24 protein-coding genes and 1 pseudogene are annotated in these 25,453 nt (G+C 67.9%); 12 read left to right on the top strand and 13 right to left on the bottom strand.

The annotated features are described in order from the left end of the window. Positions 1–171: 171 nt before the first annotated feature. Both AC1DT6_RS37755 and araD read right to left on the bottom strand, forming a co-directional pair. A complete protein-coding gene (locus AC1DT6_RS37755; protein WP_477104549.1) occupies positions 172–1,155 on the bottom strand; it encodes a tripartite tricarboxylate transporter substrate binding protein in 984 nt (327 codons plus the stop codon). A gap of 68 nt (positions 1,156–1,223) precedes the next feature. Continuing rightward, complete coding sequence (gene araD / locus AC1DT6_RS37750; RefSeq protein WP_477104548.1) at positions 1,224–2,984, bottom strand: L-arabinonate dehydratase; 1,761 nt, start codon at positions 2,982–2,984, stop codon at positions 1,224–1,226. 261 nt (positions 2,985–3,245) lie between these two features. Here araD and AC1DT6_RS37745 point away from each other — a divergent pair, with 261 nt between their 5' ends. From AC1DT6_RS37745 to AC1DT6_RS37735, 3 genes are all read left to right on the top strand, one after another. Beyond that, positions 3,246–4,298, top strand: coding sequence for a LacI family DNA-binding transcriptional regulator (locus AC1DT6_RS37745; RefSeq protein ID WP_441626501.1), 1,053 nt, complete (start codon positions 3,246–3,248; stop codon positions 4,296–4,298). 172 nt (positions 4,299–4,470) lie between these two features. Continuing rightward, complete coding sequence (locus tag AC1DT6_RS37740; protein WP_477104547.1) at positions 4,471–5,412, top strand: 2-hydroxyacid dehydrogenase; 942 nt, start codon at positions 4,471–4,473, stop codon at positions 5,410–5,412. Positions 5,413–5,641: 229 nt separating this feature from the next. Next, positions 5,642–5,836 (top strand): DUF1059 domain-containing protein, encoded by a 195-nt coding sequence (locus AC1DT6_RS37735; protein WP_441626505.1) that lies wholly within the window; start codon positions 5,642–5,644, stop codon positions 5,834–5,836. 88 nt (positions 5,837–5,924) lie between these two features. Here the strand turns inward: AC1DT6_RS37735 and AC1DT6_RS37730 are convergent, their stop codons facing one another. After that, positions 5,925–6,752, bottom strand: coding sequence for a tetratricopeptide repeat protein (locus AC1DT6_RS37730; protein WP_441626507.1), 828 nt, complete (start codon positions 6,750–6,752; stop codon positions 5,925–5,927). Between the two features lie 7 nt (positions 6,753–6,759). Beyond that, positions 6,760–8,874 carry a bifunctional 2',3'-cyclic-nucleotide 2'-phosphodiesterase/3'-nucleotidase gene (locus tag AC1DT6_RS37725; protein ID WP_477115464.1) on the bottom strand — a complete coding sequence of 705 codons (2,115 nt, stop codon included), beginning with the start codon at positions 8,872–8,874 and terminating at the stop codon, positions 6,760–6,762. A gap of 244 nt (positions 8,875–9,118) precedes the next feature. On the opposite strand from AC1DT6_RS37725, the gene modA reads away from it, so the two are divergent. The 3 genes from modA (at position 9,119) to AC1DT6_RS37710 (ending at position 11,424) form a co-directional block, all read left to right on the top strand. After that, entirely contained in the window at positions 9,119–9,934 is an 816-nt protein-coding gene (modA, locus tag AC1DT6_RS37720; RefSeq protein ID WP_441626574.1) for a molybdate ABC transporter substrate-binding protein, read from the top strand. 88 nt (positions 9,935–10,022) lie between these two features. Then, the gene (modB, locus tag AC1DT6_RS37715) at positions 10,023–10,694 is read left to right on the top strand and encodes a molybdate ABC transporter permease subunit (RefSeq protein WP_441626577.1); all 672 of its coding nucleotides are present in this window, start codon (positions 10,023–10,025) and stop codon (positions 10,692–10,694) included. 7 nt (positions 10,695–10,701) lie between these two features. Next, entirely contained in the window at positions 10,702–11,424 is a 723-nt protein-coding gene (locus AC1DT6_RS37710) for an ATP-binding cassette domain-containing protein (RefSeq protein WP_477115463.1), read from the top strand. Positions 11,425–11,442: 18 nt separating this feature from the next. Here AC1DT6_RS37710 and AC1DT6_RS37705 read toward each other — a convergent pair whose 3' ends face one another. The 3 genes and pseudogenes from AC1DT6_RS37705 to AC1DT6_RS37695 form a co-directional block, all read right to left on the bottom strand. After that, positions 11,443–11,967, bottom strand: a complete 525-nt coding sequence (locus tag AC1DT6_RS37705) for a class IV adenylate cyclase (RefSeq protein WP_441626513.1) — start codon at positions 11,965–11,967, stop codon at positions 11,443–11,445. A 32-nt stretch (positions 11,968–11,999) separates the two neighbouring features. Next, the gene (locus tag AC1DT6_RS37700; protein ID WP_441626515.1) at positions 12,000–12,599 is read right to left on the bottom strand and encodes a LysE/ArgO family amino acid transporter; all 600 of its coding nucleotides are present in this window, start codon (positions 12,597–12,599) and stop codon (positions 12,000–12,002) included. A 38-nt stretch (positions 12,600–12,637) separates the two neighbouring features. Continuing rightward, a pseudogene (locus AC1DT6_RS37695) lies at positions 12,638–12,772 on the bottom strand (SAM-dependent methyltransferase); the annotation flags it as partial. A gap of 97 nt (positions 12,773–12,869) precedes the next feature. On the opposite strand from AC1DT6_RS37695, the gene AC1DT6_RS37690 reads away from it, so the two are divergent. After that, positions 12,870–13,361: a GNAT family N-acetyltransferase gene (locus AC1DT6_RS37690; protein WP_441626517.1), complete on the top strand. Its 492-nt coding sequence runs from the start codon at positions 12,870–12,872 to the stop codon at positions 13,359–13,361. Between the two features lie 12 nt (positions 13,362–13,373). On the opposite strand, the gene AC1DT6_RS37685 is transcribed toward AC1DT6_RS37690, so the two are convergent. The 4 genes from AC1DT6_RS37685 to AC1DT6_RS37670 all read right to left on the bottom strand — a co-directional run bounded on the left by AC1DT6_RS37685 (position 13,374) and on the right by AC1DT6_RS37670 (position 17,897). Next, positions 13,374–14,168 carry a TOBE domain-containing protein gene (locus AC1DT6_RS37685; RefSeq protein ID WP_477115462.1) on the bottom strand — a complete coding sequence of 265 codons (795 nt, stop codon included), beginning with the start codon at positions 14,166–14,168 and terminating at the stop codon, positions 13,374–13,376. Positions 14,169–14,263: 95 nt separating this feature from the next. Further along, positions 14,264–14,506, bottom strand: a complete 243-nt coding sequence (locus tag AC1DT6_RS37680; protein ID WP_441626521.1) for an RNA recognition motif domain-containing protein — start codon at positions 14,504–14,506, stop codon at positions 14,264–14,266. Between the two features lie 124 nt (positions 14,507–14,630). After that, positions 14,631–15,410: an enoyl-ACP reductase FabI gene (fabI, locus tag AC1DT6_RS37675; RefSeq protein ID WP_477104545.1), complete on the bottom strand. Its 780-nt coding sequence runs from the start codon at positions 15,408–15,410 to the stop codon at positions 14,631–14,633. 42 nt (positions 15,411–15,452) lie between these two features. After that, positions 15,453–17,897, bottom strand: a complete 2,445-nt coding sequence (locus tag AC1DT6_RS37670; protein WP_477104544.1) for a DUF3141 domain-containing protein — start codon at positions 17,895–17,897, stop codon at positions 15,453–15,455. 270 nt (positions 17,898–18,167) lie between these two features. On the opposite strand from AC1DT6_RS37670, the gene AC1DT6_RS37665 reads away from it, so the two are divergent. Both AC1DT6_RS37665 and AC1DT6_RS37660 read left to right on the top strand, forming a co-directional pair. Continuing rightward, positions 18,168–19,109 carry a phosphate acetyltransferase gene (locus tag AC1DT6_RS37665; RefSeq protein ID WP_477115461.1) on the top strand — a complete coding sequence of 314 codons (942 nt, stop codon included), beginning with the start codon at positions 18,168–18,170 and terminating at the stop codon, positions 19,107–19,109. Positions 19,110–19,144: 35 nt separating this feature from the next. Next, positions 19,145–20,371: an acetate/propionate family kinase gene (locus AC1DT6_RS37660; RefSeq protein WP_477104542.1), complete on the top strand. Its 1,227-nt coding sequence runs from the start codon at positions 19,145–19,147 to the stop codon at positions 20,369–20,371. Between the two features lie 21 nt (positions 20,372–20,392). Here AC1DT6_RS37660 and AC1DT6_RS37655 read toward each other — a convergent pair whose 3' ends face one another. Both AC1DT6_RS37655 and AC1DT6_RS37650 read right to left on the bottom strand, forming a co-directional pair. Next, positions 20,393–21,208: a tyrosine-protein phosphatase gene (locus AC1DT6_RS37655; protein WP_441626531.1), complete on the bottom strand. Its 816-nt coding sequence runs from the start codon at positions 21,206–21,208 to the stop codon at positions 20,393–20,395. A gap of 34 nt (positions 21,209–21,242) precedes the next feature. Continuing rightward, a complete protein-coding gene (locus tag AC1DT6_RS37650) occupies positions 21,243–21,497 on the bottom strand; it encodes an RNA-binding protein (RefSeq protein ID WP_441626579.1) in 255 nt (84 codons plus the stop codon). Between the two features lie 380 nt (positions 21,498–21,877). Between AC1DT6_RS37650 and AC1DT6_RS37645 the strand changes: the two genes are divergently transcribed. The 3 genes from AC1DT6_RS37645 to AC1DT6_RS37635 are packed head-to-tail and all read left to right on the top strand — an operon-like array spanning position 21,878 to position 25,213. Continuing rightward, positions 21,878–23,404 carry a DASS family sodium-coupled anion symporter gene (locus AC1DT6_RS37645; protein ID WP_035869618.1) on the top strand — a complete coding sequence of 509 codons (1,527 nt, stop codon included), beginning with the start codon at positions 21,878–21,880 and terminating at the stop codon, positions 23,402–23,404. A gap of 13 nt (positions 23,405–23,417) precedes the next feature. Next, positions 23,418–24,470 (top strand): Ldh family oxidoreductase, encoded by a 1,053-nt coding sequence (locus tag AC1DT6_RS37640; RefSeq protein WP_035869668.1) that lies wholly within the window; start codon positions 23,418–23,420, stop codon positions 24,468–24,470. A gap of 47 nt (positions 24,471–24,517) precedes the next feature. Continuing rightward, on the top strand, positions 24,518–25,213 hold the full coding sequence (locus tag AC1DT6_RS37635) for a transglycosylase domain-containing protein (RefSeq protein ID WP_441626534.1): 696 nt from the start codon (positions 24,518–24,520) through the stop codon (positions 25,211–25,213). Positions 25,214–25,453: the final 240 nt, after the last annotated feature.

The raw sequence follows: 25,453 nt of genomic DNA, 5'->3' as shown, positions 1-25,453 counted from the left end.
CTCGTTAGTCTTCTTTGCCGAGGCAAAGAAGAGTGACCGGCGTCCCCCGCAGGGGGATGTCGTACGCACTTGGGTGCAACATGCCACCACCGCTCAAAAAAAACAGCGACCACCCCCAAGCGAGCAGAGCAATAGGCCTCCCGGAGACCAGGAGTTTCGTCGCACGCCACGTCAATCAATCCTGATATCCGCCGCCTTCACCACCCTCGCCCACTTCCCAATCTCACTACGCTGAAACCCCGCAAACTGCTCCGGCGCCATCCCCGAAGGCTCCATCCCCAACTTCTCCAACCGAGCCTGCATATCCGGCGTCTTGATGATCGCCGAAATCTCCCGATACAACCGATCCACGATCGGCTTCGGCGTATTAGCCGGCGCAAAGATCGCCTGCCACGATTCCAGCTCATATCCAGCCACCCCGGCTTCCGCCATCGTCGGCACATTCGGCATGCTCTTGATCCGCTTCGCCGAAGTCACGGCCAGCGCCCGCAGCTTGCCCGAATCGATATGCTGCGCAGCCACCACCGTGGTATCGAACATCATCGGCACCTGCCCCGCCATCACATCCTGGATCGCCGGGCCGCTCCCCTTGTACGGAATGTGGGTCAGCTTGATGCCCGCCAGGCTCTTGAACAATTCCCCGGCAAGATGCTGCGAAGTCCCGTTCCCGGCCGAGGCAAACGCCAGCGTATCCGGCCTGGCCCTGGCTTCCGCCACGATGTCCTTCACCGTCATGAACGGGCTGCCGGCACTGACCACCAGCACATTGGCATTGGTGCCGATCAGCGTGATGGGCGCGAAGGACTTGACCACGTCGTACGGCATCTTCGGGTACAGGCTGGCATTGATCGCGTGCGAACTGATGGTGCCACCGAGGATGGTGTAGCCATCGGGCGCCGCCTTGGCCGCGAAATCGGAGCCGATGTTGCCGCCGGCGCCGGGGCGGTTCTCCACCACCACGGTAGTGCCAAGCGCCTGCCCGAGCCGCTGGCCGATCAGGCGTGCCAGCGTGTCGGTGGTGCCGCCGGGCGGGAATGGCACCACGTAGGTGATCGGCTTGCCGGGCCAGTTGGCCTGGGCGGAAGCGGTCAGCGGGAGTACGGCGGCGGCTATGGTGGCAGCGGCGGCCAGCAGCGCAAGGGCTTGGCGTTTCATGGGGTCGTTGTCTCCTCGGTCGTTCTTATGATGATGGGTCCACCCGGCTGCGAGACGGGCGCGGTGCTTCAATGGATCTCCGGCTCGCCGCCCTCCGCGGCATCGACCGGCTCCAGGAAATCGAAATCGCAACCCTTGTCCGCCTGGCTGACGTGGCGCAGGTAAAGCTTGCCGTAGCCGCGCTCGAATTTCGGCACTGGCGCCACCCACGCGGCGCGGCGGCGGGCCATTTCGTCGTCGCCGATCAGCAGGTTGAGTTTGCGGGCAGGGACATCGAGCTCGATCAGGTCGCCGTCGCGCACGAAGGCGAGCGGGCCACCCACATACGATTCCGGCGTTACGTGCAGCACGCAGGCACCATAGCTGGTGCCGCTCATGCGGGCGTCGGAAATGCGCACCATGTCGCGCACGCCTTGCTTGAGCAGCTTTTGCGGAATCGGCAACTGGCCCCATTCCGGCATGCCGGGCGCGCCTTGCGGGCCGGCGTTCTGCAGCACGATCACGCAGTTGGCGTCGATGTCGAGCCGCGGGTCGTCGATGCGCGCCGCCATGTCGTTGTAGTCGCGGAATACCACCGCGCGGCCGGTGTGCCGCAGCAGGTCCTGCCGCGCGGCAGGCGGCTTGATGACCGCGCCGTCCGGGGCAAGATTGCCGCGCAGCACGGCAAGGCCGTCGCCAGCCACCAGCGGATTGGCGCGCGGGCGGATCACGTCGTCGTTGAAGACGCGGGCGCCTTCAAGGTTCTCGCCAAGGGTGCGGCCGTCGACGGTAAGCGTGCCGGTATCGAGCAGATCGCCCATCTGCGCGAGCATCGCGCGCAGGCCGCCGGCATAGTAGAAATCTTCCATCAGGTACTGGCCCGAGGGACGCACATTGGCCAGCACCGGCGTGCAGCGCGCCAGTTCGTCATAGCGGTCCAGCGAGAGCGCATAGCCGGCGCGGCGCGCCAGCGCGATCAGGTGGACGATGGCGTTGGTGGAGCCCGACAGCGCCAGCGCGGTGCGCACGCCGTTGTCGATGGCGGCGGGCGTGACGATCTCGGAGGGCTTCAGGTCCTGCCACACCATCTCGACGATGCGCCGGCCCGACAGCGAAGCCATCTGCGCGTGGCGCGAATCGGGCGCGGGAATCGACGAGGCGCCGGACAAGCTCATGCCGATGGCTTCCACCACCGCCGTCATGGTCGACGCCGTGCCCATGGTCATGCAGTGGCCGGGCGATCGCGCGATGCCGTCTTCGATGCCCTGCCAGTCCTGCTCGGTGATATTGCCCGCGCGCAACTCAGCCCAGTACTTCCACGTATCCGAGCCGGAGCCCAGCGTGACGCCGTTCCAGGTGCCGCGCAGCATCGGCCCCGCCGGCACGAAGATCGCAGGCAGGTCCATCGCCAGCGCGCCCATCAGCAAGGCGGGCGTGGTCTTGTCGCAGCCGCCCAGCAGCACGCAGCCATCGGCCGGGTAGGAGCGCAGCAACTCCTCGGTCTCCATCGCCAGCAGGTTGCGGTAGAGCATGGTGGTGGGCTTCTGGAACGGTTCGGACAGGCTCATCGCCGGCATCTCCACCGGGAAGCCGCCGGCCTGCCAGATGCCGCGCTTGACCTCTTCGGCGCGCTGGCGGAAATGGCTGTGGCAGGGGTTGATGTCGCTCCACGTATTGATGATGGCGATGACCGGCTTGCCGGCATAGTCGGCGCGGTTGTAGCCCATCTGCGCGGTGCGCGAACGGTGGCCGAAGGCGCGCAGGTCGTGGGCGCCGTACCAGCGGTGGCTGCGCAGTTCCTCGGGGCGCTTGCGGGGCCGCGCATCCGGCGCGGGGGTGGCGGTGGGCATGGGTTGTCTCCTCTGATCGGTGGCGCCGTTGCGGCGTCTGTCTTTTTTGTTTTGCGTGAGCGTGCGGCAGCGGTGCCCGCGGTCCCCGGAGAAGACAGATGATAGCGCTGTCATTTGTCCCTCACAACGCATGCGTGCTCGGGGTAAACCCGTCGCGCAGGCGGGCACCGGTGCCCGCCGAGGGGCGACGGCGCTATCATGGCGCCCACGCCGCCGCACCGCGCGGCGGACCGGCAATTCCCGCATCCTTCTTCGAGCTCAATGGCCCCGCCTCGCAAGCCAACCACCCCTCGCACCGCGCCCGCCCCCGCTGCCGGCCGCGCCACCGGCAGCGTCACATTGGCCGACGTGGCCAAGATCGCCGGCGTCTCGCCGATCACCGTGTCGCGCGTGGTCAACCAGCCCGGGCTGGTCTCGGCGCGCACGGTAGCGCGCGTGCAGGAAGCCATCCAGCGCACCGGCTATGTGCCCAACCTGCTGGCCGGCGGCCTCGCCTCGCGGCGCAGCCGCCTGATCGCGGCCATCGTGCCGACCATCGCCAACTCGATCTTCGCCGATACCATCCAGGCGCTCACCGACCGTTTCTCGCAAGCGGGCTACCAGATGATGCTGGGCCTGTCGGGGTACGCCGCCACGCGCGAGCAGGACCTGCTGGCCGCCATCCTCTCGCGCCGCCCCGACGGCATCGTGCTGACCGGCATCGCGCACACCGCCGATACGCGCCGCCGCCTGCTGGCCGCGCGCGTGCCGGTAGTGGAGACCTGGGACATCACGCCCACGCCGATCGACATGCTGGTGGGTTTCTCGCACGAGAAGGTGGGGCAGACCGTGGCCGAATTCCTTTATGCGCGCGGCTACCGGCGGCCCGCCATCCTGTCCGCCAGCGACCAGCGCGCCGAGTCGCGCCGGCTTGGCTTTATCGATGCGCTGGCCCGCCACGGCATCACCGAGGTGCCGAGCAGCATCGTGCCGGCGCCGTCCAGCCTGGGGCTGGGCCGCGAGGGACTGGCGCGGCTGCTCGACGGCGGCGCGCAGCCCGATGTGGTGTTCTGCAGTTCCGACACGCTGGCGCAGGGCGCGCTGTCGGAAGCCCGCGCGCGCGGGCTGCAGGTGCCGGGCCAGCTCGCCGTGATGGGCTTCGGCGATCTGAACTTTGCCGCGCACACCTACCCGGCGCTGTCCACGGTGCGCATCGACGGCCCGGCCATCGGCCGCACCGCTGCCGAGTGCCTGCTCGCGCGCATCGACGGGCGCGAGGTGGGCGAACGCATCATCGACCTCGGCTTCGAAGTGATCCGGCGCGACAGCGCCTGAAGCCGGCTCGCTCCGCGCCCGGCGCTGCAGTGCCTTGCCGGAGACGTTATGATTGCGCTAGCATCGAACGCCGCAACGAGCGGGGACAGGCACCGCCCCCGGCCGACCGGCCTTGCGCCCTGCTCCGCGCACTCTTCCCGGATCCCGCACCCTTTCCTTCGCCTAGCCTCCCATGTCCCAAGTCTCGCTCGTCCAGATCGGCCCCCTTGCGCCGCAGATCAACTCCCGCCTGCGGGAGCAGTACCAGGCCGTCCCGCTGTGGGAACAGGCCGACCCGCTGGCATGGCTGCGCGAACATGCGCAGCAGGCGCGCGTGGCGGTGACGTCCGCCCGCCACGGCCTGACGGCCGATGCCATCGCCGCGATGCCCGGGCTCGAAGCCATCGTCAGCTTCGGCGTGGGCTATGACTCGATCGCGCTGGACGCGGCCCGCGCGCGCGGCATCCAGGTCAGCAACACGCCCGACGTGCTCAACGACTGCGTGGCCGACCTCGCCTTCGGCCTGCTGCTCGACGCCGCGCGTGGCATTGCCCACGGCGACCGCTACGTGCGCGCCGGCAAGTGGGGCCAAGAGAACTTCCCGCTGACCACGCGCGTGTCAGGCAAGAAGCTGGGCATCCTGGGCCTGGGCCGCATCGGCGAAAAAGTGGCGCAGCGCGCCGCCGGCTTCGGCATGGACATCGCGTACCACAACCGCCGCCCGCGCGCGGGCGCGCCGTGGCGCCACGAGCCGGACCTGAAGGCGCTGGCCGGCTGGGCCGATTTCCTGGCCGTGACCTGCGTGGGCGGGCCRGAAACCGAAGGGCTGGTATCGGCCGGCATCATCGAAGCGCTGGGGCCCAAGGGCATTCTCGTCAATGTCGCGCGCGGCAGCGTGGTGGACGAAGACGCCCTGGTGGCGGCATTGCGCGATGGCCGCCTGGGCGGCGCCGGGCTGGATGTGTTCCGCGACGAGCCGCGGGCGCCGCAGGCGCTGTTCGCGCTGGACAATGTCGTGCTGGCGCCGCACATGGCCAGTGGCACGCACGAGACCCGCGCCGCCATGTCCGGGCTGGTGTTCGAGAATCTCGATGCCTTTCTCGGCACCGGCAATGTGATCACGCCGGTACTCTGACGGACTGATCCGGCTGGCGCGCCGCGGACATTCCGTGGCGCGGCGCGCGCCCTATACTGAATCAGGCGCCTGCCACCCCGGCGGCGCCACCCTTCCCCGCTTATCGAGGACAACGCCGCGCCAGGGCGCCGCACGGGGTAAGCGCCTGCACGGGGTGCCAGAAGCACCCTGCCCGATTGACCTGATTGACCTGATTGACCTGATTGACATACGCGTCAGGAGGCAAAGCATGGGACGCAAATATATCGATTGCCGCGAGTTTCCGAGTGAGTCGAAGTGCACGGTGGCTATCAGTGCGGACAGCGAGGAAGAACTGCTTGAAGTCGCTGCCCAGCATGCGGTGCAGGTGCACAAGCATGAGGACGGACCTGAGTTGCGGCAGATGCTGAAGAGCGCGTTTAAGGATGGGGCGCCCCCGGCGTGAGATCGGGGTGGGGTTGCGGTGCGTTCGCGGCCAGGAATGCGACACCGGCATACCGCGACAGCCCTCCGCGTACCCACCCCACGACCACTCACGGCTTCAACGCCGGATGCTTCAGCGCATGCGCAGTCTCCCCCAGGTGAGCGAGAAAACTCCCCTCATCCCGCTTCAACCCGAGCTCCCCATACCGATAGGCCATGGCCAGCGCCTGGATCGACTCGGGATGTTCCCGCTCGGCGGCAGATTCATACCATGCCACCGCGCGCCCCTCGTCACGCGGTACGCCCGCCCCTTCGCGATAGGCATTGGCTAGCATGAACATGGCCTGCGCCACGCCGGCATCGGCAGCCACTTCGAACCAGCGGGCAGCCGCGGCCGCATCGGGCGTGCGGCCGTAGCCGCCGCGGTGCAGCAGGCCCAGGTAATACGCGGCCCCGGCATTGCCAGCGGCGGCGGCGAACGCGAAATGCTGCCACGCAGCCGCGGCATCGGGCATGCCACCGGCACCACCGCCGTCCCCCAGGAAGGCCGCCTTGCCCAGCAGGAAATGCGCGCGCGCGTCCCCGGCCGCTGCCGCTTGCCGCAACCAGCCGACGCCCTCCCCCCGCAGCGCCGCATCCGCTCGCGCCAGCAGTGCCTCTCCCAGCGCGGTCTGTGCCGCCGCCTCCTTGCCTGCCGCGGCGCGGCGCAACGCCGCCAGCGCCTGCGCGTCGCCGGCCGGGCCGGCCAGCGTCTGCCACTGGGCCAGTTCCAGGCGCCGCGCGCTGGCGTGCTCGCGCCACGCCGACGCCCCGCCCACGCAACCTGCCGCCACCGTCACCGCCACCAGCGCGGCGGCGATCACCGGATGCACGCGGCGCTGGCGGCGCCGGGGCGCGGGGCGCGCCGGCGTGATCGTTCCGTTCGCTATCGTGGTCATCGTTGCCTTACTGGTTGAGGTCAACGCTGTACAGCGACAGATTCTTGTTGGTGTCGTAGCCCGCCTGCTCCAGCGCGATATTGGCCAGCCCGGCTGCCTGCGCCTGCGCAAGCTGGTTGGCGGCGGAAGCGAACACCACCTTGCCGGCCGTGGCTACCTTGGTGAAGCGCCAGCTGCGCGCGGCGCCGTTGGCGGCGCGCGTGATCGCGCCAGCCTTCTTGATATACGCGATCAGCACGTCGCGGCTGGCGTCGGGCGAGCCATAGACCGTCTTGCTGCCGTCCAGGCCGGGAAAGTTGCCGCCGCCGCTGGCGCGGTAGTTGTTGGTGGCGACGATGAACTGCTGGCTGGCATCCAGCGGCACGCCCTTGTAGGCGAGGTTCTTGATGCGGCTGCCTTCGGGCTGCGTCACGTCGATCTCGTATTGCAGGTCGGGCGAGGTGAACATGTCGAAGTTGTAGCCGGGGAAGCTGCTGATCAGCGGCTGGTCCGCCGTCTTCGCCGGGTCGATCTGGTTGAAGCGCTTGGCAGCCGTCTCCAGCCAGGCCTTGACATCGGTGCCGCTGACCTTCACCGCGTAGATGGTGTTGGGGTAGAGGTAGAGATCCGCGGCATTGTTGATGGCGAGGTTGCCGGACTGCACGTCCGTGAAGTCATTGCCGCCGCCGAAGCCGCTCTTGAACGGCGCCGACACCGACAGCACCGGCAGCGAGGCCAGCGCCGGCAAGTTGGCGGCGATATAGTCCTTCACGTAGGCGACCTGCGCCTGGTTGACGATCTGGATCGCGCCGGGATCGCCCACGTCGGCGAAGTACGTGCTCATGCGGTAGTCGGTGGTGCCGATCGGCGTCTTCACGTAGGCGATGGTGGCCTGGTGCTCGGCCTCGACCGCCTCCGCCACGGTGGCATCGGGCGCCACATAGCTCTTGTCGGCGTTCTGGATCGAGCGCGCCTCCACCGTGGTGGCGCTCTTGTCGACCACCCAGCGGGTGCCGTCATGCGCCAGCTGCAGCTTGATCACGCCAAGGCGGCGGCCCCAGTAGTCGGCCATCACGGTGGGCACGCCGTTGACGGTGCCGCGCACCTTGTCCACGCCGGGCAGGTTGAACTGCGCCACCGTGCTGGTGGCGTCCGGGAAGACCTGGTGCGAGTGGCCGATCAGCATGGCGTCTACGCCGGCTACCCTGGCAAGATGCCAGCTGCCGTTCTCCATCGCGGGTGAGTAGGCGGAGGCATCGAGCCCGCCGTGGGAGATCACCACCACCAGGTCGGCGCCCTTGGCGCGCATCTCGGGCACGAACTTCTCGGCGGTTTCCTTCACGCCTTCGGTGTAGACCTTGCCGTCGAGCCAGCGCTTGTCCCAGCTCATGATGGCCGGCGGCGCGAAGCCGATGATGCCGACCTTGACCGGCACCGTGACGGCCTTGCCGTCGGGGCCCGTGGCGGTGATCTGGCGGGTGATGATGGTGTAAGGCTGGAACAGCGGCGCGCGCGTGCGCACGCTGTACACGTTGGCCAGCACCTGCGGGAAGGCCGGGCCGGCGCACGGCGTCTGCACGGTCGGGTCCGGCAAGCCGTCGACGTTGAAGCGGTTGCCCGTGACCTGGTTCAGGTAGCCCAGCCCGTAGTTGAATTCGTGGTTGCCGATGCCGCCGCCGTCGAACTTCGCGGCGTTCATCACCTTGTACATGGCCAGCGTGTCGCCGCACTTGAGCGGGTTGACCTGGGCCTGGTAGTCCGCCAGCGCCGTGCCCTGGATGGTGTCGCCATTGTCCAGCAGCAGCGTGTTGGGAAATTCGGTGCGGGCCTGCTTGATCAGGGTCGCCACGCGCTCGAAGCCGAAAGATTTGTCCTCGGCCAGCTTGAAGTAGTCGTAGCTGCGCACATTGGTGTGCAGGTCGGTAGTTTCCAGCAGGGCCAGCGTGGCCTTGGTGCCAGCCGTGACGCTGCCGCCCTGCGGCGTGGCGCCCGTGCCGGCGGGGCTGTCGTCGGAGCCGCAGGCGGCCAGCAGCGCGGTGGCGGCCACGGCGACGGCTATCGCGGAAAGCCTGGAGACACCGGAGATCCGGGACGAAGCGATGACGGCACACGCTCGCGTGGCGACGGTCGGACTGCTGGTCATTTGTGGCTCCCTTCTTTCTTGTTGTGCCTGGAGCCGGACATTGTCCCGAGCGCAAATGGCAGCAGAGTGACGCGCGCATTACGCCGCTGTGACGGCGGGCGCGGACCGGAGCGAACCATTCACGATGCCCAGTCCTGACAGAACGTGTCATTGACGCCGCGTTATATACCGTCATATATTGCGCTTTTGGCAGGCGGCATTTGCTTGCCTGGCCTGCTATCCAACCGTCGCCACCACCATGCCCATGCAACTGCCCGCCACCCCGCTGCCTGCCCAGTCCCGCCTCCCGCGCGGCGCCCGCCGCACCGCCTCGCTGGCGGCCGGCCTGCTGCTGTCCGCCACGCTGGCGCTGTCCGCGCCCGCCGCCTTCGGCGCCGACCTGGTGGTATCCGCCGCGGCCAGCCTGACCAATGCCTTCAAGTCGCTCGCGGAATCCTACGAACGCGCCCACCCGCAGACCAAGGTGGTGCTCAATTTCGGCGCTTCCGACGTATTGATGCAGCAGATCGTCAATGGCGCGCCGGCCGACGTGTTTGCCTCGGCCGACCAGGACGCGATGAACAAGGCCGTGACCGAGCGCGTGGTGCAGCCCGCCTCGCGCCGCGATTTCGCCGCCAACCAGCTCGCGCTGATCCTGCCGGCGGACAGCAAGCTGGAAGTCAGCAAGCTGCAGGACCTGGGCCGCCCCGAATTCAAGCGGGTGGCTTTCGGCAACCCGGCATCGGTGCCGGTGGGCCGCTATACCAAGGGCGCACTGGAAGCGGCCGGCGTGTGGGATGCCGTGTCGGCCAAGGGCGTGATGGCGCAGAACGTGCGCCAGAGCCTGGACTACGTGGCGCGCGGCGAGGTGGATGCCGGCTTCGTGTTCGCCACCGATGCGGCCATCATGCCGGAGAAGGTCAAGGTGGCGCTGCGGGTGGCGACGCGCCAGCCGGTGACCTATCCGATCGCCGTCACTGCGAATTCGAAGCAGCCAGCGGAAGCCGCGGCGTTCCTCAGCTATGTGCTGTCGCCGGAAGGCCAGGCGGTGCTGGCCAAGTACGGATTCCTCAAGCCTTGAACCCTGAACCCTCGCGCGCCGCCGTCAACCCGAACTCACTGCACCGCCTGCCCGGCCTCGCCGGCGGGCGTCAATCCCGATGACCACCCTGGAAGCTGTCTGGGTACCGCTCTCGCTGTCGCTGAAGGTGGCAGGCTGGGCGACGGTGCTCAATGCCGTGCTCGGCGTGGGCGCGGCGTTTGCGCTGTCGCGCTGGCAATCGGCCGCGCGCGACGTGGTGGACGCCCTGCTGACGCTGCCGCTGGTGCTGCCGCCCACCGTGCTCGGCTACTACCTGCTGGTGCTGGTCGGGCGCCGTGGCGTCTTCGGCGAATGGCTCGGACGGCTCGGCATCGAACTGGTCTTTACCTGGCAAGGCGCGGTGGTGGCCTCCACCATCGTGGCGTTCCCGCTGGTGCTGAAGTCGGCGCGCGCCGCCTTCGAAGGCGTGGACGCCCAGCTTGAAGACGCCGCGCGCGTGCTCGGCACGCCGGAGGCCGGCATCTTCTTTCGCGTGACCTTGCCGCTGGCATCGCGCGGCATCATTGCCGGGGTGCTGCTGGCCTTCGCCCGCGCGCTGGGAGAATTCGGCGCGACGCTGATGGTGGCGGGCAACCTGCCCGGCCGCACGCAGACCTTGTCCGTTGCCATCTACGAGGCCGTGCAGGCCGGCGACGACAACACCGCCAACCTGCTGGTGCTGGTCACCTCTGTCACCTGCGTGGTGCTGCTGGTGGCTGCCGGCCGGCTGGTGCCGCCCACGCGCAAGGCGTTCCGGTAGATCCGCCATGACCATGCAAGTCACCGTACGCAAGCAGCTCGGTTCAGCGGACCGCCATTTCGCGCTGGATATCGCGTTTGACTCGGACAGCCGGCGCATCGCCCTGTTCGGGCCCTYGGGCGCCGGCAAGAGCCTGACGCTGCGGGCCATCGCCGGGTTGCTGACACCGGACAGCGGCCGCATCGTACTGAACGGCCGCACGCTGTTCGACAGCGAGGCACGCATCAATGTGCGCCCGCAGGAGCGGCGCGTGGCCTATCTGTTCCAGGACTACGCCCTGTTCCCGCATCTGACTGTCGCGCAGAACATCGCCTTCGGGCTGGCGCGCGGCTGGCGCAACCCGCGCCGCGGTGCCAGCCACCCGGAAGCCCGGCGCTGGATCGATGCCTTCGGCCTGGGCGCGATTACGGACAACTACCCCGGCGAAATCTCCGGTGGCCAGAAGCAGCGTGCCGCGCTGGCGCGCGCGCTGGTGGCGCAGCCGGATATCGTGCTGCTGGATGAACCCTTCTCCGCGCTGGACCCGGCGCTGCGCGTGCGCATGCGCGCCGAGCTGCGCGCGCTGCAGGCCAACCTGGAAGTACCGATGCTGGTGATCTCGCACGACCCCGACGACGTGGAAGCGCTCGGCGACCACGTGCTGGAAGTGCGCGAAGGCCGGATCTTCGGTGCGGCCCCGGTCAAGGGGCATCCGCAGGTGTACGCGCCGGCTTCCGCGCACGTCGTCTGAACGCGCCGGCGCGCGCGGCTAGTTCCCCGCGGCGGCCGCGCGCAGCAGATCCACGTAGGCCGTCTCGATCAATTGCCCTTGTGCGACGCCCAGCTTGCCCAGCAGCGCATGTGCCTCGGCCACGCCGGCTTCGGCGGGTTCCCCGTCCGCCAGCACCACCTCCAGTTCCAGAAAATCCCCCAGCCCCTCCACGCGGTCCAGATGCACCCGCGTGCGGCCCACCAGGAACAAGGCGCGGGCCTTGCGCACGCGCCCGTTCTCGCCCCAGGCCGCGGCCAGCGCCGCGCGCAGGGTGTCAGGCTCGGCGGCCGGCGAAATGATGTAGTGGCTCTCCTTCGGCCCGGCCTGGTCGGCACGCGCGTAGAAGATCAACTGGCCCTCGCCGGACGGGAAGGCACGCAGCTTGAGCCGGCCGTTGGGACAGGCAAAAAAGGTATCGTCCTGCAAGATCAGCTCGGGGCCATGGTCGGCCAGCGGCGCCACCAGGGGCACCAGCGCCTCCAGGCTGGCGATATGCGCTTTGATCTCTATGTTTCTCGGCATGCGGTATTTCCGGTACGGGCGCTGTATGCCGCTCAGGACAACAGCAGCCTGGCGGCAATCACCCACATGGTAATGCCGATGACAATCTCCAGCACGCGCCATGCGGATGGTCTGGCGAACACCGGCCGGAGCAAGGCCGCGCCATAGCCGAGCGCGAAGAAGAAGAGGAAGGAGGCCACCACGGCGCCCGCCGCGAAGGCTTGCGTGTGGCCCGCGAACTGGGTCGATACGGAACCGATCAGCATCACCGTGTCGAGGTAGACATGGGGGTTGAGCCAGGTCAGCGCCAGGCATACCGCCAGCGTGGCAGCCAGCGGCCTGGGCTCGGCTTCGCTGGGCGCGAGTACGCCGGACGTACGCCACGCCGTCCAGAAACTGCGCGCGCCGTACCACAGCAGGAAAGCCGCGCCGCCGTAGCGCATGGCGTCGCCCAGCCAGGGCAGCTTGCGCATCAGCACCGAAAACCCCGACACGCCCATCAGGATCAGCGCGGCATCGGACATGGCGCACACCAGGCAAACCCAGAATACATGCTCGCGGCGCAGGCCCTGGCGCAGCACGAAGGCATTCTGCGAACCGATGGCAAGGATCAGCGACAGGCCGAGGCTAAACCCCGCAATGGCAGCGTCCATGCTCAACCCCTCGCAGCGGCCACCAGGCCCGACATCGGCAGCGTCATTTCCTCCGGGAACTGCGTGCATCCGCCGGCGCGGAAGAAGGCCGCCTGGGCGCCCTTGTGGCTGTTGTGGGCTACCGAGGAGGTATTCCACGGCAACCGGTTTGCTTCGTGCAGATTCCTGTGCATCGTTGGTTTGTTTATTGTGCTTTTGATGTTTCTGGTTTTCTTGCGTTGGCTGGCTGCCGCGTGGTCTTCACGCGGCGGCCCGGCTATCCTTGCGGGCATGCACACACCATCCTCAAGCCCGCAGATCCGGCGCGCCGGCCCGTCCGATGCCCTGGCCGTCGCCACCATCCTCACCGAAACCTATCTCACCACGTGGCAGCCGCAGCTCACGCCCGAGGCGGCAATGCGCTTCGCCCAGGGCGACAAGATCGGCGATTATGTCCGTAGCCGGCTGGCAGGGTTCCACCTCGCCTGCGTGGACGGCACGGTGGCCGGCATGGTGGACTGGGAGAACGACTTCGTCTGGGCGCTGCATGTGTCGCCACGCTGGCAGGCACGCGGACTGGGCAGCGCGCTGCTTGCGCACGCGGAAGCCGCGATGGCAGCGGCGGGTCATCGGCAGGCCAGGCTCGAGACGGATGCATTCAACGTGGGGAGCCGTGCCTTCTACCAGCGCCACGGCTATGCCGAGGTGGAATTCTACCCCGACGAAAGCTGGCACAGCGGCTTCACCACGGTACTGCTGAGCAAGCCGCTGGATCCCGCCTGACGCGCGCAGGGCTCAGCCCATGATGCCGAGAATCACGCTCGACGCCTTGAAGATGGCAAGCGCGCGGCTGCCATCGGACAGCCCCAGCGCGCTAACGCTCTCGTTGGTGACGACGGCCACCACGGTGCCGCCGCCGTCCAGTTCAAGCGCCACCTCGGCATTGACGGCGCCAGGCAGCACCCGGCTCACCGCGCCCGGCAACTGGTTGCGCGCCGACAGCCGCAGCGTGGGGTCGGGCAGCCCGAGCAGGACCGATGAAGCCTTGATCAGGGCAAAGGCTTCGATGCCTGGCGCGAGGCCCAGCGTCTCCACGCTCTCATGGGTGATGGTGGYAACCACCTGCTGGCCGCCCGCGAGCGCCAGCGTGACCTCGTCGTTGACGGCACCGCCGCGGATCGCCGCGACGGTGCCGAACAGCTTGTTGCGGGCACTCGTCCTGACCATGAAGCGCCGCATCAGGTGCAGGTCATCCTGCGCGGTCTCGCCGAGGTGGCCAAGGTGGGCGATAAAGCGCTGGTGCTCCTGCTCCAGCGCGCGGTAGGTGCGGATCAGGCTGGCGGCGCGCTCCGTGAGCACCGTGCCGCCACCGCCCTTGCCACCGGCTGCGCGCACCACCAGCGGCTCGCCGGCGCTGTTGTTCATCGCGTCGATGGCGTCCCAGGCGGCCTTGTAGCTCAGGCCGACCGCCTTGGCCGCCGCCGTGATCGAGCCATGCTCGCCGATCGCGGCCAGCAGGGCGATACGCTCGCGGCCACCCCAGTCCTGGGAGCCTGAGCGGAACCAGATCGCACCGTCGAGTTCGAGCATGCGGGAGAGCGCTACCCCGTGGGAGCGCAGCAGAGTGGCAGAAGCCGCTAATCTTAATGCAAAGGCCCGCGGGCGGCGCCAGGCGGCGTTCTGCGTCAGCCCTGGTGGGCGGGGATGTACCAGCGCATCATGCTGCCGGCGAAATACTGGCGATCGAGCTGGCGCAGCAGGCGCCACGCGGTAAAGGGATCGACATCCAGGTTGACCCAGGCCCACGGATGATCCGGATCGCCCTCGCGCACCAGCTCCACGGACTTGACCGGCGCGTAGGGCGCCAGCTTGTCGCGCAGCATCTGTTCGGTCACATCGCGGTGGAGGCCCCGGATGAGTACCTTCATGTCTGGCTCCAGATATGAGGCAGCGCGCACGTGGCGGGCGGCACAGGCCTCCGTTGTTTAGCTCATTGTAGGCGGCCCGTGGCAGGTCGTGGCCAGCCCACGGGGCATTGGTCCGGCCGGCGCCTCAGCCCATGATGTGCACGCCGCCGTCGACGTAGACCGTGTTGCCGGAAATCCGCCGCGCGTAGGGCGTGGCGAGGTAGGCGGTGGCAAAGCCCACATCCATGATGTCGACCAGCTCGCCCACCGGGGCCCGGCCCGCAGCGTCCGCCAGCAATTGCCCGAAATCCTTGAGACCGGATGCAGCGCGGGTCTTTAGCGGTCCCGGCGAGATGGCGTGCACGCGAATGCCGCGCGGACCCAGTTCGTGCGCCAGGTAGCGGCACGAAGCCTCTAGCGCGGCCTTGACCGGCCCCATCAGGTTGTAGTTGGGCACCACACGGTTGGCGCCCTCGTAGCTCATCGCGAACAGGCTGCCGCCCGCGCTCATCAGCGGCGCCGCGCGCCGGGCCAGGCGCACGAAGGAATGGCAGGACACATCCATGGCGCGCGCGAAGCCGTCTGCGGACGAGTTCAGCAATCCGCCCTGCAGGTCGGCCTTGGGTGCGAAGGCGATCGAGTGCACCATCGCGTCAAGCCGGCCCCATTGCTGCGCGATGCGCTTGAACAGTGCCTGCTCCTGCGCGGCGACCTCCACGTCGAGCGGCATCAGGATCGTCGCGCCCACCGCTTCGGCAAGCGGCGCCACATGCGGATAGGCCTTGTCGTTGAGATAGGTGATCGCCAGTTCGGCGCCCAGTTCGCGAAAAGCCCGCGCGCAGCCCCACGCGATGGACTCGGCATTGGCCACGCCGACCACCAGCACGCGCGCGCCCAGCAATGGAGGATTGGGTACTTGCACCATGATGTCCCTCGCTCTCAGTCAATGCGCGCCACCGGCGCTGGCTTAACTTCCCTTTTTGCCGCCGCGCCGCGGCAAGGCCTTGACGGTTCTTGCCGGCCTGGCGGCGCCGGCCGCGCCGGCGCTTGCCTTGCGCGCACGTGCCGCGGCCTCGGGCGATGCCGGCTTGCGCACCGCGCGCGGGGCTGCGACTGCTGCCGGATCCTCCGGCGCAAGCGGCAAAGCCGGAGAAACCGGGGAAGCAACGGGCGCCACGGCGGGCGCGGCCTCCGCCGCCGCCTGCCGCAGCGTATGGTCGGTGCCCATCACGCTCGCCACCTCGCGATAGCGTGCCAGGCGGCCGCCATCGAGCGGTCCGGCTACGGTAAGGATGCGGTGGATCGCCATCATGATGCGATGGCGCTGCGTGCTGTCCGGCACCAGGCGCGGCAACGCGGCCACCGCGCGCCCGGCATCGAGGCCGACGATAAAGCTCTGCCGCCTGACCGCGGCCTTGACCGTGGCAATGTCCGGTTGCTGCTGCAGGTGCTCGCGCGCCATCTGCCGCATGAGGTTGAACGGACGCTCCTCGATACTGGCGTTTTCGTCCGCCACATAGGCCAGGATGCGCATGAAGGCGTCCAGCGCAGTGCCCTGCGCAATCCCGGCTTCCGCCTCATGGATGCGCCGCGCGGCCAGTTCCTGTCGCAGCGCCGCGCTCAGCGGCGGCGGGCCGCGCTTTTCGGCGCCCGGCGAGAAGCCGACCAGCGCGGACAGCCACGGCGACTGGTAGAGCGCTTCGAAGGTCTGCTCGTAAAGGGCATCGCGCTGGTCGCGCCAGGCGTCGAGCGTGCGCACGATGGTGTCGGAGACCGCACGCTCCAGCGTGACGAAGGGATTGTCCGGCGCCACCGGCTGCCGAGCCTCGCGCACCGCCGGGGCGAAGGCGGCGAGCCACGCCATCCACGGATTCGCGTCCGACACCAGCGAGCGCTCGAGACGGGCCGGATGCATCTGCCGCATGGTGTACGCGCCCAGTTCGTTGGACATGGCCTGCATCGCCGGCGAGGCGAACGTGTCGTAGAGGCGCTGGTTGATCTCGGCCACGCGCCGCACCACCTCGAAGGGGCGCTCGTCGTCGCGCCCATCGTCCAGCGCCAGGATATCGTCGATGGTACGGCGCTCGAAGCGCATCAGGTAGCGCCCTTCGATCAGATCCAGGTGCGAGGTGCCGGGCGCGATGTCCTCGATGCGCGCTTCGTACAGGCCGGGCGGCAGCACATCGATCAGGTCGAGCGCGGAGAACAGCTCCGTGTGCTCGCGGTTGGCCACGCCGGCCGAGACGAAGATGCCGAGATGCCCGACCTTCTCGTGCAGGCAGTAGACGATGACCTGGTCGTTGGCGACGATCTCGTCGACGCTGGCGTAGAGATCGGGAATCCAGTTCAGCGCCTGCTGCGGCGGCGTGATGTTGTCTCCCCAGGAGGCAAAGACCACGATGGGCGAGCGCACATTGCGCAGGTCCACCGCGACGCTGCCGTCCGCGCTGCGCACCTCGCCGGCGGTGAGATGATTGCCGACGAACAGGTTCTGCACGATCCAGTCGATCTCGGCGCGGTTGAGCAGGAAGTGGCCGCCCCACCAGCGCTCGAACTCCAGGAAGCGCTCGCGCTCGGTATCGACCCGCGCGTAGACGTCGTAGAGCTTTTTCCAGTAGGTGTTGGACGGATTGAGCTGCTCGAAATTCTGTACCAGCCACGCCCCGTCGAAACGGCCGTTGCCCAGATCGGCGGTAAAGGACGACAGCCACGAACCGCCCAGCAGGCCACCGCTATAGCGCATCGGGTTGCGCCCGCGCACGCCGGACCAGTAGGCCAGCGGCGACCCCGCCAGCAGGATCGGCCCGACCAGGTCGGGCGCGGCGGCCGCGAGCATCATCAGTGCCCAGCCGCCCTGGCAGTTGCCGATCACGAACGGCTTGCCCTGCGCCCGCGGGTGGCGCTCGGCCACGGTGAGCAGGAACAGGGCCTCCGCGCGCGCCACGCATTCGATGGTCTGGCCGGGGCATGGCACGGGGAAAAAGGTGACAAAGTAGCAGGGATGGCCGCTGCGCAGCGCGATGCCGATCTCGCTGTCGATCTTGAAGCCACCGATGCCGGGACCATGTCCGGCGCGCGGGTCGATCACCACGAAGGGCCGCTTGGTGTCGTCGGTGGCCATGCCCGGCGGCGGCAGGATGCGCAGCAAGGCGTAGTTGGCGGGCTGCTCCAGCGTGCGCCCGTCGATCACCACCTCGTGCTCGAAGACCAGCACCGGCGGCATGCCTTCGCGTTCGTGCTCGAAAGTCTGGTTGCCGCGCTCGCGCAGGATATCGAGCAACAGGATGGCGCGCTGCCAGGCATCGAGCGTGTAGGAAAACGCATCGGACAAGAGCGGCGGCATGTCGCTGGCGGACGGCAACTGGCCGGCGGCAGCGGTGCCGGATTGGGTGGCGGGTACACGTGCGTTCACTCGGCTTCCCCTCTTCGGTGTGGCGTTGGAGGCAGGCAATTCCAGCGCGGCGGCATGGAATTGCTGCCATGCAGCACGACGCAATCTACCAGTCCTCACCCAGCTTGACAACCCGCTGCATGGGCGGATCGGTAGTGCCATGACCCAACACAAGCCGCGACGCAGCTGTCACCGTGCTGCCGGAAACATGGCCTATACTTGGCTTTGTTTTTGCGCGACGCAGCATGTCCGCCGCGCCGCTGCACCGCAACCCGACGCACTGGAAAGCCGATGACCCAGACTCTCGACAAGTACGCCGTCCTGCTGTCCCGCTGCCAAGACCTGCCAGCCATTCCCACCGCGGTGGCGCATCCCTGCGACGCCTCGTCGCTCGGCGGCGCGCTGGAGGCCGCGCGCCTCGGCCTGATCGTGCCGCTGCTGGTCGGGCCCCAGGCCCGCATCCGCCAGGTAGCTGACGCCAACGCGCTGGACCTGGGCGACGCCGTGCTGATCGACGCGCCACACAGCCACGCCGCCGCCGCGCGCGCCGTCGCGGCAATACGCGCCGGCGAGGCGGAGCTGCTGATGAAGGGCAGCCTGCACACCGACGAACTGCTGCAGGAAGTCACCGCCGCGGCAACGGGGCTGCGGACCGGCCGCCGCCTCTCGCATGTCTTTGCGATGGACGTGCCGACCTATCACAAGCCGCTGTTCATCACCGACGCCGCGGTCAATATCTTTCCCACCCTCAACGACAAGGCCGATATCTGCCGCAACGCGATCGACCTGCTGCGCGTGCTGGACATCGAGCGGCCCAAGGTGGCGATCCTGTCGGCGGTGGAAACCGTGACCGACAAGATCCCCTCCACCATCGACGCTGCCGCGCTGTGCATGATGAGCCGGCGCGGCCAGATCGAAGGCGGCATCCTCGATGGCCCGCTGGCCTTCGACAATGCCATCAGCCGCGAAGCCGCCGTTACCAAGGGCATCGTCTCCGAGGTGGCGGGCGACCCCGACATCCTGCTGGTGCCCGATCTCGAAGCCGGCAATATGCTGGCCAAGCAGCTCACCTTCCTGGCCGGCGCCGAGGCGGCCGGCATCGTGCTGGGCGCGCGCGTGCCGATCATCCTCACCAGCCGCGCCGACACCGTGCGCGCGCGCATCGCCAGTTGCGCGATTGCCGTGCTGCTGGCGCATRCGCGCCGCACCGTCGGGACGCCCACGGCGATCTGAGCGTCCAACCATTCCTTTGCACAGGAGATGCCCGCGTGAGTGTCACCCACCCCACCATCCTGGTCGTCAACGCCGGCTCGTCGAGCGTCAAGGTCTCCGTCTATGCGGTGCCCGATGCCGCGCACGCCAACACCGACATCAACCCGGTGCTCAGCGCGCACGGGCAGATCGAAGGCATCGGCGTCTCGCCCCGCCTGACCGCGAAGATGGCGGACGGCCGCGTGGTAGCCGACGAACGCTTCCCGGTGGACCAGGTCGCCGATCACGACGCGGCCTTCCGCCTGATCCGGCTGGTGCTCAGCATCGGCCTGCGCGACGCGCCGCCAGTGGCGATCGGCCATCGCGTGGTCCACGGCGGCGCGGATTTTTCCGCGGCGGTGAAGATCGATGACGAAGTGATCGGCAAGCTCGAAGCGCTGGTGCCGCTGGCGCCGCTGCATCAACCGCACAACCTGACGGCGATCCGCGCGGTGCGCGCCGCCGCGCCGTCGCTGCTGCAGGTGGCCTGCTTCGACACCGCCTTCCACGCCGGGCACGATACGCTGGCGCAACTGCTGGCGCTGCCCTACGAATACTTCGAGCGCGGCATCCGCCGCTACGGATTCCATGGCCTGTCCTACGAATACATCGCGCGCCGCCTGCAGCAGGTAGCGCCCGACCTGGCCGCCGGCCGCGTGATCGTGGCGCACCTGGGCAACGGCGCCAGCCTGTGCGCCATGCGCGAGGGGCGCAGCGTGGAATCCACCATGGGCCTGACCGCGCTCGACGGCCTGCCGATGGGCACGCGCTGCGGCGCCATCGATGCCGGCGCCATCCTGTGGCTGTCGCAGCAAGGCATGAGCACCAAGGACATCGAGACCATGCTGTACCAGGAATCGGGGCTCAAGGGCTTGTCGGGCATCAGCAGCGATATGCGCGCACTGCTGGACAGCGACACGCCGCGCGCGCGCCTGGCCATCGATTTCTATGCGTACCGTGCGGCGCAGGAGATCGGCAAGCTCGCCACCACGCTGGGCGGCCTCGACGCGCTGGTGTTCACCGCCGGTATCGGCGCGAACTCACCGCCGGTGCGCGAGAAGATCTGCGCGCGGCTGGCGGACCTGTTCGGCATCGACCTGGACGCCGGCGCGAACGGCGAGAACCGGCAACGCATCAGCCGCGATAACAGCCGTGTGCCGGTGCTGGTGCTGCCCACCGACGAGGAGGGCATGATCGCGCTGAATACCGCGCGGATCATGAAGGAGCAAGGCGTGGGGACGTAGCGCCTCCGCGCCGGGAACGCGCTACGCCCGCACCAGGTACGCCCGGCGCAACCGCTCCGCATCCACTTTGAGCACCTCGCCCAGGTACGCGTCGATGCCGCCGTATTCCTGCTCGATGGCCTGCATGGAAGCTTCCAGGTAAGACGCCTTCACCTCCAGCAACGGCCACATCACCGCGGGATCGACGCCGAACTGCGCCGCGCCGGCGCTCATCTTCTGGTTGAAGCCCTGGTTCCGGTGATTCGACTCCAGGTAGTTGGCCATGATGGTATCGCGCTCCACGCCCAGGCCCGCCAGCAACAACAGCGAGGCAAAGCCGGTGCGGTCCTTGCCCGCGGTGCAGTGGTACAGCAGGTTGCCGCCCTGCTCCGCGAGCTTCAGGAAGCCGCCGAAGGCAGCCTGGTACTTGCGCGGGAAATCGCCGTAGACCTCCAGCATGAAGGCCTCCGTCTGCGCCGCGCTGCCTTCGCGCAGGCGCGGCATCAGTTCGGCCATCGACATGCTGCCCTCCAGCACCGGCGTGGCTACCCAGCGGAAGGCCTGGCCGAAGGGGCTCTCCGCGGCCGACTTTTCTCCGGGCGAACGGAAATCGATCACCGCGTCCAGTTGCAAGGCGCGCAGCCGCTCCATGTCGGCGGCGCTGGCCAGGCCCGGGTTGCCGCTGCGAAACAGCTTGCCGGCGCGCACGCGATGGCCGTCCCGCGTGGGAAGGCCGCCGAGATCGCGGATATTGACAACGTTTTCCAGCACCAGCGGTGCGGTGCCGGGCACGCCGGTACCTAGTGATGGCGCGTCCGCCATGATGGCGTGGCGGCGCCACGCGAACAATCCCTGCATTGTTTCCCTGCCCTGTGGTTGGGTTGCGCGCGTCTCATCGCGCGCGATAGGCCGGCACATGCCAGCGCGTATGGCAGCCAGCAATATAACGGCGATCGAGCATTGCCACCAGTTTCCACACGCTCATCGGGTCCACATCGTCCAGGTCCAGGTCGACCCAGGCCCAGGGATGTGAGCCATCGCCCTCACAGATCAGCTCGACGTCCTTGACGCTCACGTAAGCGGCCAGCGCTTCACGCAGCCTGGCTGCGTCGACTCCGGCATGTAGCCCTCTCACCAAAACCTTCATCATGTGCTCCATTTTTTTCAGATCACCGCGCAGGCGGGCGTTAACGCCCGCGGGACACCGCCCGCCAGCCCTTGTACTGCAACGATCTGAAAGTAGGACCCCACCGCACACGGTAATTTCCCGGCGCGAGCCCTCTCCTTGATCCTGATCATGCGAGCCGTGATCCGGCCTCGACATACGCTGTTGGCCGGCACGATAATTTCCCCATGTCGAACGCTGCAACCCGGCCAAAAGCCGGCCTGCGCATCCGCCAGTCTTCACGGAAGACCGAACGAACGACGCCGCCATCAAGCCAGTCACCGGCTAGCATTCTTGCCCGCGCGTGACGTCCGCCATCCCGTGTTGAGCCAACGATCAACAAGACAACCCAAGGGAAAGCGATGACAGACTCTCGCACTCCGACCCAGACCGTCCCCTCCGCCCCCGGCGTGCCCGCCACGCCGCAAGCCACGCCGAAGAAGCAGACACCATGGGGGCTCTACGCCGCCGCCGTGGTGCTGATCGGCATCCTTGCCCTGCCGCTGCCCGCGGACCTGCCGGTGGCGGGCCATCGCATGCTGGCTATCCTCGCCTTCGCCATCGTGGTGTGGATCACCGAAGCGGTCTCCTACGAAGCCAGCGCCATCATGATCACGTCGCTGATGGCCGCGCTGATCGGCTTCGCGCCCACGGTGACGGACCCGTCCACGCAATACGGCACATCGCGCGCCCTCGGCATGGCGCTGGCCGGCTTCTCCAATACCGCGCTGGCGCTGGTTGCCGCCGCGCTGTTCATCTCGGCGGCCATGACCGTGACCGGGCTTGACCGGCGCATCGCGCTGGTGACGCTGTCGGCCATCGGCACCAGCACCCGGCGCATCCTGATCGGCAGCATCGCGGTGACCATCCTGCTGTCGCTGGTGGTGCCGAGCGCCACCGCGCGCAGCGCCTGCGTGGTGCCGATCATGATGGGCATCATCGCGGCCTTCGGGGTCGACAAGAAATCGAACATCGCCGCCGGCATCATGATCACGGTGGCCATGGCCACCAGCATCTGGAACGTCGGCATCCAGACCGCCGCCGCGCAGAACCTGCTGACGGTCGGCTTCATGGACAAGCTGCTGGGCGAGCGCATCACCTGGCTGCAATGGCTGATCGCCGGCGCGCCGTGGGCCGTCGCGATGTCGGTGGTGCTGTATTTCCTGGTGCGCTTCCTGCTGCCTGCCGAGACCGAAGCCATCCCCGGCGGCAAGGAAGCCGTGCAAAAGGAACTAGCCGGGCTGGGCCCGATGACCGGCCCGCAGAAGCGGCTCGCCGCGGTGTCCATCGGGCTGCTCCTGTTCTGGGCCACGGAAGGCAAGCTGCATCAGTTCGACACCGCCACCGTCACCTTCGTCGGCCTGGTGATCCTGATGATGCCGCGCATCGGCGTGATGGACTGGAAGACCATGCAGCAGCGCACGCCGTGGGGCACGCTGATCGTGTTCGGCGTGGGCATCAGCCTGGGCACCGCGCTGCTCACCACGCAGGCCGGACAATGGCTGGGCAAGTTCGTGGTGACGCACTCCGGGCTCGCCACGCAGGGGCCGATCCTGGTGTTCGCGATCCTTGCGGCCTTCCTGATCCTGATCCACCTGGGCTTTGCCAGCGCCACCGCGCTCACCGCCGCGCTGCTGCCGATCCTGATCTCGGTGCTGCAGACGCTGCCAGGCGATATCAACAAGATCGGGCTGACAATGCTGCTCGGCTTCACTGTGAGCTTCGGCTTTATCCTCCCGATCAACGCGCCGCAGAACATGGTGTGCCTGGGCACGGACACCTTCAACGGCAAGCAGTTCGCCAGGGTCGGCATTCCCGTCACGCTGATCGGCTACGCCATGATGCTGCTGTTCGCCGCCACCTACTGGCGCTGGCTGGGCTGGATCTGAAGGGACGGGACGCATGACGAAAATCACACTGCAATCCGCCCTCCAGCTCGCCCGCGACCTGCTGGCAGCGCAGGGCGTGCCGGCCGATATCGCCGACGACGTGGCCGAACACCTGGTCGAAGCCGACCGCTGCGGCTATACCAGCCACGGCCTGTCGATCCTGCCCAACTACCGGCGCTCGCTCGCAGGCGGCAACGTCAACCCCGCCGGCCGCGCCGAATGCGTGCTCGACCGTGGCAGCCTGCTGGTGTTCGACGGCAACGGCGGCTTCGGCCAGCACGTGGGCAAGACCGTCATCGAGACCGCGATCGAACGGGTGCGCCAGCACGGCCACTGCATCGTCACGCTGCGCCGCTCGCACCATCTCGGCCGCATGGGCCACTTCGGCGAGATGGTGGCGAAGGAACGCTTCGTGCTGCTGAGCTTCACCAACGTGATCAACCGCGCGCCGGCAGTGGCGCCCTATGGCGGCCGCGCGGCGCGGCTGACCACCAACCCGCTGTGCTTCGCCGGGCCCATGCCCAACGGCCGCCCGCCGCTGGTGGTAGATATCGCCACCAGCGCGATCGCCATCAACAAGGCGCGCGTGCTGGCGGAGAAGGGCGAGCCCGCGCCGGAAAACAGCATCATCGATGCCGACGGCAACCCCACCACCGATGCCTCCACCATGTTCGGCGAGCATCCGGGCGCGCTGCTGCCCTTCGGCGGACACAAGGGCTATGCGCTGGGCGTGGTGGCCGAGCTGCTCGCTGGCGTACTCTCCGGCGGCGGCACCATCCAGCCGGAAAACCCGCGCGGCGGCGTGGCCACCAACAATATGTTCGCGGTGCTGATGAATCCGGAACTGGACCTGGGGCTGAGCTGGCAGAGCGCCGAGGTGGAGGCGTTCGTCAATTACCTGCACGACACGCCGCCCGCTCCCGGCTTCGGCGGCGTGCAATATCCCGGCGAGTTCGAAGCCGCCAACCGGGCGCTCACCACCACGCACCTGGAGGTCAACCCGGCGATCTGGCGCAACCTGGAGACGCTGGCGAAGGAACTGGGCGTGACGCTGCCGGCGGGCTGATTCCGGCACCGGGCTGGTGCCGGGCCGGTGCTGGCACAATACTGCCCATGGAACGCCTCTGGTCGAATTTTCTCAAGCTGGTGCTGCTGCTGACACTGGGCACAGCCCTGCTCGGCACGCTCGCCGTGCTCGTCGCTCAGCGCCAGCTGCCCACGCTGGACGCGCTCACCGCTTTCCGCCAGTCGCCGGGCTACGTGCCCATCGGCGAGATACCGCCCAAGCTCACGCAGGCGGTGGTGGCCATCGAGGACGAGCGTTTCTACCTGCATGACGGCATCGACTATGTCGGCGTGATACGCGCCGGCGTGGCCAACTTGTCGGATGAACTTTCGCAGGGCGCTTCCACAATCACCATGCAGGTGGCGCGCAATTTCTTTCTCTCGCGGGAGAAGACCTACACGCGCAAGCTGTACGAGGTGCTGCTGGCCTATCGCATCGAGCATGCCTTGAGCAAGGACGAGATCCTCGAGGTCTATATGAACAAGGTGTACCTTGGGCAGGGAGCTTATGGTTTTGCCGAGGCGGCCGAGACTTACTTTGGCAAGCCGGTGGCGGAGCTGACGCTGGCCGAATGTGCGATGCTGGCCGGGTTGCCCAAGGCGCCTTCGGCGAATAATCCGGTGGTGAATCCCCGGCGGGCGCGGCAGCGGCAGGCTTATATCTTGTTGCGGATGATGGAGTTGGGGAGGATTGGGAGAGGGGAATATGATGCGGCGTTGTTGGAGCCGTTGAGGTTGAAGTAGGTGGTGGATTGGTGTTTGGGGTTGGTTCGTGGCTGGTCGAACCGGTACCGGCGGAAGCGCGCCTGCGCGCTGGGCGTGCGACGAAACTCTCGGTCTCCGGGAGGCCTATTGCTCTGCTCGCTTGGGGGTGGTCGCTGTTTTTTTTGAGCGGTGGTGGCATGTTGCACCCAAGTGCGTACGACATCCCCCTGCGGGGGACGCCGGTCACTCTTCTTTGCCTCGGCAAAGAAGACTAACGAG

The organism is Cupriavidus sp. 01L45 (assembly GCF_056399885.1).
This window is presented reverse-complemented; position numbering and strand designations above follow the sequence as displayed.